This window comes from Saccharothrix hoggarensis (assembly GCF_052936025.1).
Genome location: NZ_CP193624.1, coordinates 7600037 through 7608820, shown reverse-complemented (window position 1 = coordinate 7608820; position 8784 = coordinate 7600037). Strand labels below are relative to the sequence as shown.

Annotated in this window: 10 protein-coding genes and 1 pseudogene; 9 read left to right on the top strand and 2 right to left on the bottom strand. The window is 71.1% G+C overall.

What is annotated here, in order from left to right:
• Nucleotides 1-476 precede the first annotated feature (476 nt).
• The 5 genes from rpmH to ACRAKH_RS34845 are packed head-to-tail and all read left to right on the top strand — an operon-like array spanning nucleotide 477 to nucleotide 2978.
• Complete coding sequence (gene rpmH, locus ACRAKH_RS34865) at nucleotides 477-620, top strand: 50S ribosomal protein L34 (RefSeq protein ID WP_073897783.1); 144 nt, start codon at nucleotides 477-479, stop codon at nucleotides 618-620.
• Nucleotides 559-1113: a ribonuclease P protein component gene (rnpA, locus tag ACRAKH_RS34860; RefSeq protein ID WP_380724026.1), complete on the top strand. Its 555-nt coding sequence runs from the start codon at nucleotides 559-561 to the stop codon at nucleotides 1111-1113. Before rpmH ends, rnpA begins: the two co-directional genes overlap by 62 nt.
• Nucleotides 1110-1382: a membrane protein insertion efficiency factor YidD gene (gene yidD, locus ACRAKH_RS34855; protein ID WP_380724025.1), complete on the top strand. Its 273-nt coding sequence runs from the start codon at nucleotides 1110-1112 to the stop codon at nucleotides 1380-1382. Before rnpA ends, yidD begins: the two co-directional genes overlap by 4 nt.
• A gap of 3 nt (nucleotides 1383-1385) precedes the next feature.
• The gene (gene yidC / locus ACRAKH_RS34850) at nucleotides 1386-2417 is read left to right on the top strand and encodes a membrane protein insertase YidC (protein WP_380724024.1); all 1032 of its coding nucleotides are present in this window, start codon (nucleotides 1386-1388) and stop codon (nucleotides 2415-2417) included.
• 18 nt (nucleotides 2418-2435) lie between these two features.
• A complete protein-coding gene (locus ACRAKH_RS34845) occupies nucleotides 2436-2978 on the top strand; it encodes a Jag family protein (RefSeq protein ID WP_380724023.1) in 543 nt (180 codons plus the stop codon).
• 352 nt (nucleotides 2979-3330) lie between these two features.
• On the opposite strand, the gene ACRAKH_RS34840 is transcribed toward ACRAKH_RS34845, so the two are convergent.
• The gene (locus ACRAKH_RS34840) at nucleotides 3331-4320 is read right to left on the bottom strand and encodes a methyltransferase domain-containing protein (protein ID WP_380724022.1); all 990 of its coding nucleotides are present in this window, start codon (nucleotides 4318-4320) and stop codon (nucleotides 3331-3333) included.
• Nucleotides 4321-4365: 45 nt separating this feature from the next.
• Here ACRAKH_RS34840 and ACRAKH_RS34835 point away from each other — a divergent pair, with 45 nt between their 5' ends.
• The 4 genes and pseudogenes from ACRAKH_RS34835 to ACRAKH_RS34820 all read left to right on the top strand — a co-directional run bounded on the left by ACRAKH_RS34835 (nucleotide 4366) and on the right by ACRAKH_RS34820 (nucleotide 7686).
• A complete protein-coding gene (locus ACRAKH_RS34835) occupies nucleotides 4366-4824 on the top strand; it encodes an NUDIX hydrolase (protein ID WP_380724021.1) in 459 nt (152 codons plus the stop codon).
• Nucleotides 4825-4996: 172 nt separating this feature from the next.
• Nucleotides 4997-5659: pseudogene (gene rsmG, locus ACRAKH_RS34830) on the top strand (16S rRNA (guanine(527)-N(7))-methyltransferase RsmG); the annotation flags it as partial.
• 141 nt (nucleotides 5660-5800) lie between these two features.
• Nucleotides 5801-6697 (top strand): ParA family protein, encoded by an 897-nt coding sequence (locus ACRAKH_RS34825; protein ID WP_380724028.1) that lies wholly within the window; start codon nucleotides 5801-5803, stop codon nucleotides 6695-6697.
• A complete protein-coding gene (locus ACRAKH_RS34820; RefSeq protein ID WP_380724020.1) occupies nucleotides 6694-7686 on the top strand; it encodes a ParB/RepB/Spo0J family partition protein in 993 nt (330 codons plus the stop codon). Before ACRAKH_RS34825 ends, ACRAKH_RS34820 begins: the two co-directional genes overlap by 4 nt.
• Before the next feature lie 147 nt (nucleotides 7687-7833).
• Here ACRAKH_RS34820 and ACRAKH_RS34815 read toward each other — a convergent pair whose 3' ends face one another.
• On the bottom strand, nucleotides 7834-8778 hold the full coding sequence (locus ACRAKH_RS34815; RefSeq protein ID WP_380724019.1) for a D-alanine--D-alanine ligase family protein: 945 nt from the start codon (nucleotides 8776-8778) through the stop codon (nucleotides 7834-7836).
• Nucleotides 8779-8784: the final 6 nt, after the last annotated feature.

The following is an 8784-nucleotide window of genomic DNA, read 5'->3' as shown; positions in this document are numbered from 1 at the left end:
CTCCGCGCTCCCCTCCCCTCGGTGACGGCTCCGCGGTCAGTCCCCCGGGGAACTTCCACGACGTGGACACGGAGAATAGAGGCATCCACAGAGTTATCCACAACTGTGCACGAACGCGGCTCGGTGTGCAGCGGATCCCCCCGTTGCTCCCGAGCACCTGCGGTCGCGTGGCGGCGTCCTGCCCCGCCTGTGCGGCGAGGCCCGCGTCTACCCGCGAAGGCAGCACGCTAACAAGGTGCGGCCCATGCCACAAGACGTACTCGGCCGCAAGGTCTCAACGCCTCCGCGGACGTCGGCCGGGTGGTCGCGGACCCCGCCGCCAGCACCCGGGTGCGACCCCGATTTGAACCGCGCCCCCGGGGCTGCGTACCCTCGTACCGTCTCCCGCTTGCGTGGGGTGCTTTTCGCGCGCCTAAGGCTTGTTCGCAGGGGACAACCACAGACCTGCTTGGCAGTTAAGCACCGGGAGTCCGACCGTGAGCAAGGGTAAGCGCACCTTCCAGCCCAACAACCGCCGCCGTGCCAAGACCCACGGGTTCCGGCTGCGCATGCGCACCCGTGCCGGTCGCGCCATCCTGGCCGCGCGCCGTGGCAAGGGCCGCAAGCAGCTGTCCGCCTGATCGCCGCAGCGCCGTGCTACCGGCGGCCAATCGGCTGACCCGCAGCCAGGACTTCGGCCTGGTGGTCCGCCGAGGCCGCCGGGCCGGCAGGCCTCGGCTGGTGGTGCACGTCCTGATGCCGGCGGGGACCGCGGGCGTGGTGGCACGACCGCGGGCGTCGGCAGCGACCGACGACACCGCGGCGCAGCCGTCCACACCTTCGGCGACCAGCGGCGCAGTGGCGCGGACGACCACCGCGGCAGCATCCGATGGCACCTCGGCGCAGCCCACCTTGGACCCGTCCAAGGTGGGCTTCGTCGTGAGCAAGGCCGTGGGCAACTCGGTGGTCCGCCACCGGGTGAGCCGCAGGCTGCGGCACCTGGTGCGTGATCGGCTGGACCTGCTGCCGCCCGGAACTTCGCTCGTCGTGCGCGCGTTGGCACCGTCAGCCGATGCGGACAGCGCCGAGCTCGGCCGAGACCTCGACGCGGCGCTGCACAAGGTGCTGCGATGACGACCGTCCAGGTGAGCCCCGTCGTCCGGGCTCTGCTGCTGCCGGTGCGCTTCTACCGGAAGTTCATCTCGCCGGCACTGCCCCCGACCTGCCGTTTCCACCCGAGTTGCAGTGCGTACGCGGTGGAGGCGTTGACCGTCCACGGTGCGCTGCGCGGTTCCTGGCTGACCCTGCGCCGGCTGGGCCGCTGCGGACCCTGGCACCCTGGTGGCCTGGACCCGGTTCCGCCGAGGCGGACCACGGTCCCCGACTTTCCTGCCGAGGAGTAGCTAGTGCTCAACTTCATCTACTACCCGGTGTCCTTCATCCTGTGGTGTTGGCACTGGGTGTTCGGCCACATCTTCGGCGAGTCGAGCGGGTTCGCGTGGGCCCTGGCAGTGGTGTTCCTCGTCTTCACGCTGCGCGCGATCCTGTTCAAGCCGTTCGTCGGCCAGGTCCGCTCGATGCGCAAGATGCAGGAGTTCGCGCCGGAACTCCAGAAGATCAAGAAGAAGTACGCGAACGACAAGCAGCGCCAGGCGCAGGAGATGCAGAAGCTCCAGTCCGAGCACGGGGTCAACCCGCTCGGCGGCTGCCTGCCGATGCTCGTGCAGATCCCGGTGTTCATCGGTCTGTTCCACGTGCTGCGCTCGTTCCGGCCCGGCTGGGGCGAGGTGTACTTCTTCGACGCGAAGGGCGTCGAGTCGTTCGTCAACGCCAAGCTGTTCGGCGCGAACCTGTCGACGTTCATCACGATGCCGGGCAACGAGCTCGCGGCGTTCGCGACCGACCGCAACAACGTGCTGCTGGTGTCGATCCCGCTGATGATCGTCGCGTCGATCGCCACGCACTTCACCGCGCGGCACTCGGTGGCCCGCCAGACGCAGGCGGCGGCGGACAACCCGCAGACCGCGATCATGAACAAGCTGACGCTGTACTTGTTCCCGATCGGCGTGCTCGTCGGTGGCCTCTTCTTCCCCATCGCGATCCTGCTCTACTGGCTGAGCAACAACGCGTGGACGCTGGGCCAGCAGTACGTCGTCTACCACCGCATCGACCGCGAGGAAGAGGCGAAGAAGGTCGAGGCGACCGCGCAGCGCAACGCGCTCGCGCCGAAGCCGGGCGCCAAGCCCGTGACGAAGCCGAAGCCCGGCCAGAAGCCGCAGCCGCAGTCGCGCAAGCCCGCGGGCGCCTCGCCCGCCGCCGCGACGCCGGCGCCGGACGTGAGCGAGTCCACCGAGACCGCCAAGCCGTCCACCGAGGTTCCCGGTCTGAGCCCAGACCGATCCCCTGGCAAGAAGCAGGGCAACAAGAAGCGTCGTTGACCCTGGAGAGGAGACATCGTGTCGGAGACGTTGCAGGCGGCCGACGTGGACGCACCGGAGGCCGACGAGGCCCGACCGGCGCGGTCGGGGAGCTCGGAGGACCTGCTCGTCCAGGAGGGCGACATCGCCGGGGACTACCTCGAGCGGCTGTTGGACCTGCTCGACTACGACGGCGACATCGACCTCGACGTCGAGGCGGGTCGGGCGATCGTGAGCATCGACGGCGGTGACGACCTGGAGAAGCTGGTCGGCACCCGCGGCACGGTCCTGGAGTCGTTGCAGGAGCTGACCCGGCTCGCCGTGCAGCAGGAGACCGGCGTGCGCAGCCGGCTCATGCTCGACATCGCCGGGTGGCGCGCCGGACGGCGTGCCGAACTCGCCGAGCTCGGCCGCACGACGGCCGAGAAGGTGGCGGCGAGCGGTGAGAAGGTGCGGCTGCACCCGATGACGCCGTTCGAGCGGAAGGTCGTGCACGACGCGGTCGCCGCCGTCGCGGGCGTGCACAGCGAGAGCGAGGGCGAAGAGCCCCAGCGCCGCGTGGTGGTGCTGCCGAAGCCCTGAGCGGTTTCACGTGAAACGGCCCCGGCCCCCTCGTGGGAGCCGGGGCCGTTCTCGTGTCAGGGGCCGGCGCTGCCGGTGGGAAGGCGGGCGTTGGGGCGGCCGGTGGGTGGCTGCCGCCGGGGTGCTGGGCGGCGGGTGGCTGCCGGGCGGGGTCACTGCCCCACCGGCGCGCCCTGCCCCGCTGGCGGCGGTACCGCGCCACTCGCACCCCACTGGCGTCTCTCGCCCACCGGCACCCTTGCTCGCCGGCGTACCGCGCCCACCGGCGGCCCCGGCTCTGCGGGGTGCCCTGCCTTCACCGGACGTCCCCACCCCATCGCCGCCCGACCCGCCGGTGTCCATCCCCGTGGCGTCAGCTCCCCACGACCAGGTAGCGCTCGTCGTCGATCTCCCTCCCCCACAGCGCCGGATCGGTCAGGTGGTGGACCTCGCCACCGCCCAGCAGGGCCACGCACTCGGCAGCGGTGAGGCCGGCGCCGGTCGACCAGCGGCCCTCGATCAGGACCAGGCGGCCGCCCGGCTTCAGCAGCGAACGCCACCGGGCGAGGGCGGCGGTCGGGTCGGGCAGTGCCCACAGGACGTGGCGCGCCAGCACCACGTCGAACGTCCCCGGCGGGTACGGGGGGTGGGCGGCGTCGCCCTGGCGGAACTCGACGCCGGCGACCTTCGCGCGTGCCGCGGCGACCATGCGCTCGGACAGATCGAGCCCGCGCACGTCGTGGCCGGCCTCGGCGACGAGGGCGGTGAGGCTGCCGGTGCCGCAACCCAGGTCGATCACGGTCGCCGGCGCGGGCGGGAGCAGGGGCAGGAGCAGTTCGGCCCACGCCCGCCGGACGTCGGGGTCGCGCAAGCCGTGGTCGGGCTCGTCGTCGAACGACTCCGCCTCGGCGTCCCAGAACCGCGCCTGCGCGAACGTCGTCAGCCACGCGCGCTGCTCGTCGGTCTCCGGCACGTCCCGCTCACGCGCCTCCGCGATCGCCTGCCACGCCGCCTCGGGTGACGCGCCGTCGAGCACGAGCAGCGCGCCCGCCACCAACGACGACCGGCCGATGCCGCCCCAGCAGTGGACGAGGACGTGCCGCCCCGCCCGCATCTCGGCCACGACGGCGTCCAGCTCCGGCGGGACGTCGGGCACGCCGAAGTCCGGGATCGGCACCCGGTGGAACGCCATGCCGGCGTCCCGCGCGGTCTCCTCCTCCCCCGTCAGGTCCAGCTCGGCCAACTCGGTGTCGGTCAGCGCGCACACGATGACGTTCACGCCTTCCTCCGCCAGTCGGGTCACGTGCCGGAGGTCGTGCGGGTGTGCCATCGTGCTCAGCACCCCCGGCCTGATCGTGTACATCCCAACCCCTTCCCCTCGCCGTGTTTCACGTGAAACGGTCGCGGCATGACTGGGATCAGCCAGAAGCTCCGTGTCGCCGCCTACGCCGTGATCATCGAAGACGGTCGGCTGCTGATGTCGCGCTGGCGCGGGCCCGACCGGCCGATGTGGATCCTGCCCGGCGGCGGGCTCGATCACGGTGAAGATCCGTACGACGCCGTGGTCCGCGAGGTGTTCGAGGAGACCGGCTTCCGCGCGGAGGTGGACCGGCTGCTCGGCATCCAGAACGTCTGCGGCCCGGTCGTGCGCGACGGCGTCGAGCTGGACTACCACCGCATCCGGATCATGTACGAGGCGCACATCGTCGGCGGCGAGCTGACCCACGAGGTGGGCGGCAGCACGGACGAGGCGGCGTGGCACCCGCTCGCGGACGTACCCGGACTCGACCACGTGGAGTCCGTCGACTACGCCCTCGAACTCCTCCGCGCACTGCCCAAGGACGGACGCATCGCCAGTTTCACGTGAAACCCGCCGATCTGGTCACTCCGATTTGGCGTGTCGCCGGGGTGATCCGTCATAGTGGGCACCGGCACATCTCGCGGGGCCCGCCGCCTCTGGCGAGACGCCCAACCCCTCACCCACACCGGTCGCCGCCGGCGTCATGTGTGGTTTCACGTGAAACGTCCCGGACGGAGCCATGGCCGCAGAGGTGGAAGACCGCGCGAAGAAGGTCTTCGGTGACCACTACGACAAGGCGGTCGCCTTCACGGCACTGCTCGCCGAGCACGGCGTCGAGCGCGGGCTCATCGGTCCGCGTGAGGTCGACCGGCTCTGGGACCGCCACGTCCTGAATTCGGCCGTTGTTGCGGAGTTGCTTCCCCAAGGCAGCCGGGTCGTGGACGTAGGCTCGGGCGCGGGCCTGCCGGGCATCCCCCTGGCGATCGCACGGCCGGACCTCGACCTCACGCTCCTGGAGCCGATGGCACGCCGGGTGGCGTGGCTGACCGAGTGCGTCGAGGCGCTCGACCTGAAGGTGACCGTGATCCGCGGACGAGCCGAGGAGGGGCCGGTGCGCGACCAGCTGTCCGACTCCGACGTCGTGACGGCTCGCGCGGTGGCCCCGCTGGAACGGCTGACGCGGTGGTGCCTGCCGCTGCTCCGGCCGGGCGGGCGCCTGGTGGCACTCAAGGGCGAGAGCGCCGCGGAGGAACTGGAACGCGACGCCGAGGCGGTGCGCCGGGCCGGCGGCGTCCGGCCACGGGTGGTCACCTGCGGAGGCGATGTACTCGAACTGCCGACGACAGTCGTGCTCCTGGAGCGCGACGAGCAGGCGAGCCGCCGTGAAGGCGCGTCGCAGAAAGAAGGTTCGGTGAACGTGTACCCCGACCCCCTGCAACCGGTGTTCCAAGCGGCCGGTGTTTCACGTGAAACCGAACCCGAATGTGTGGTGGGCGCAGGCGAAGTGCTCCGCCCGGCCGGAAACGCAAACCTGGCTAACAACGTGGACCCAGCAGGAGACAGCACCGTGTGGACCCCGATCGCGGAAGAAGCGGCACGCGCGACCCGCGTCCTGCACCCCGACTCACTCCAACTCCCCCGTCCCGCCCGTCGTCGGGTCATGGTGGTCGCCAACCAGAAGGGCGGCGTCGGCAAGACCACGAGCACGGTGAACCTGGCCGCCGCCCTCGCCATCCACGGGCTCAAGGTGCTCGTCATCGACCTCGACCCGCAGGGCAACGCGAGCACGGCGCTGGCCGTCGAGCACCGCTCCGGCACGCCGTCGGTGTACGAGGTGCTGATCGGTGAGATGTCCGTCGCCGAGGCGGCTCAGGTCAGCAACCAGTCCCCCAACCTGTACTGCGTGCCCGCCACGATCGACCTCGCGGGCGCGGAGATCGAACTCGTCTCTATGGTGGCCCGCGAGTCCCGGCTGAAGGAGGCGCTGAGCCCCGAGGCGCTGGACCCGATCAAGCCGGACTACGTGTTCATCGACTGCCCGCCGTCGCTCGGCCTGCTGACCGTCAACGCGATGGTGGCCGCCCAGGAGGTGCTGATCCCGATCCAGTGCGAGTACTACGCGCTGGAAGGGCTGGGGCAGCTGCTGCGGAACATCGAGCTCGTGCAGGCGCACCTGAACCCGATGCTGAACGTGTCCACCATCCTGCTCACCATGTACGACGGCCGCACGAAGCTGGCCGACCAGGTGACCAGCGAGGTGCGCGGCCACTTCGGCGACACGGTCCTCCGAACGGTGATCCCGCGCAGCGTGAAGGTCTCCGAGGCACCAGGATTCGGTCAGACGGTGCTCACCTACGATCCCGGCTCACGGGGCGCGATGAGCTACCTCGACGCGGCACGGGAGATCGCCGAGTACGGCGCGGAGATGGGGTCGGCATGACGGAACAGCGCAAGGGTGGCCTGGGCCGAGGGCTCGCGGCCCTGATCCCGAGCGGTCCCCCGCCGGGCACCCCGGCGGCGCCGACGCCGATCCGGGCCGTGCCCAACGGTTCGTCGTCCGCCCCTGTGCTGTCGTCCGGGAACGCGGAGCCGACCGGGGAGGTGGCCGGCGCGGTGTACCAGGAGCTGCCGGTCACCGCGATCCGCACCAACCCGAAGCAGCCGCGGCAGGTCTTCGACGAAGAGGCGCTGCGCGAGCTGGAGCACTCGATCCGCGAGTTCGGCCTCATGCAGCCGATCGTGGTGCGGGCGACCGGCCCGGACACCTACGAGCTCGTCATGGGCGAGCGGCGGTGGCGGGCGACCCAGCTGGCCGGCCTGAAGACGATCCCGGCGATCGTCCGGCAGACCGCCGACGACGTGATGCTGCGCGACGCGCTGCTGGAGAACATCCACCGCGTCCAGCTGAACCCGTTGGAAGAGGCGGCGGCCTACCAGCAGTTGCTGGAGGAGTTCGGCGTGACGCACGAGGAGCTGGCCGACCGCATCGGCCGCAGCCGCCCGGTCGTCACCAACACCATCCGGCTGCTGAAGCTCCCCCTCCCCGTCCAGCGGCGGGTCGCGGCGGGCGTGCTGTCCGCAGGTCACGCCCGCGCGCTGCTCGGCATCGACGACCCCGGCGTGCAGGAGGAGCTGGCGACGCGGATCGTGGCGGAGGGCATGTCGGTCCGCGCGACCGAGGAGGCGGTGACGCTCGCGAAGAGCGCCGAGCCGGCCAAGGCGAAGCAGGTCCGCCGCAAGCAGATGCAGGCGCCGGGGCTGCAGGAGTTGGCGGAGCGGCTGTCGGACAACTTCGACACGCGGGTGAAGGTCGAACTCGGGCAGCGGAAGGGCCGGATCGTGGTCGAGTTCGGGTCCGTGGACGACTTGGAACGCATCATCCAGCTCATGTCACCGGAGGCGGCGGTCCGTTCCCGATCTGCCGAATAAATCGGACAAATCGGACTTGTTCGGCCCGCAAGGGATCACCCCAGGGCCTTATGTCACGGTGACGATGACGGCCCGTGTCCAATCGGACACGGGCCGTCATGTATGAGTAAGAGGGTCTCACGGTTTTCGCGCTCCCCCGACGACGGGTCAGCGCACCACCGCGCGCTCGATCAGACCCGCGTAGATCTCGCCGAGCGACTGCCCCGCCGCCTCGACCGCCATCGGCAGGAGCGAGGTCTCGGTCAAACCGGGCGACACGTTCACTTCGAGGAAGTGGACGGCGCCGTCCGCAGCGACGATCGCGTCCGTCCGCGACACGTCGCGCAGCCCCAGCAACCGGTGCGCCGACACCGCCAGCTCGCCGACCGCCTGCGCCGCCTTCTCGTCCAGCCGCGCCGGCGCGTGGAAGTCCGTCAACCCCGCCGTGTACCGCGCGGTGTAGTCGTAGACGCCGTTCTCCGGCACGATCTCCACCGGCGGCAGCGCGTACGGCCCGTCCGGACCGTCGACCACCGCCACGGCCACCTCGACGCCCTCGACGTACCGCTCGGCGAGCACGGTGTCCCCGTACGCCAGGCAGCCGACCATCGCGGTCGGCAGGTCGGCCGCGTCACGCACCACCTGGGCGCCCAACGCGGAACCGCCCTGGTCCGGCTTCAGCATCAGCGGCAGCCCGAGCCGCTCGACCATCGCGTCCAGCACCGGCCGCGCGCCCAGCTCCCGGAACGTCGCGTGCGGCAGCACGGCCCACTCCGGCGTCGTCAGGCCCGCACGGGCCAGCTCCGCCTTGGCGGTCGGCTTGTCCCACGCCCGGCGGCACGCCCTCGAGTCGGTGCCGACGAACGGCACGCCGACCAGCTCCAGGATCGTCTGCACCGACCCGTTCTCGCCCTCGCCGCCGTGCAGCGCGACCACGACGGCGTCCGGGCGGTGCTCCTTCAGGCGGGTGAGCAGGGTGCCGTCGGCGTCCCACTCCTCCACGACCAGGCCGGCCGAGCGGAGGGCGGCCGAGAGCCGGCGACCGGATCGCAGGGACACCTCCCGCTCGTGCGAAAGGCCCCCGGACAGGACTGCGACCCAGCGGTTCGACAACTCTCT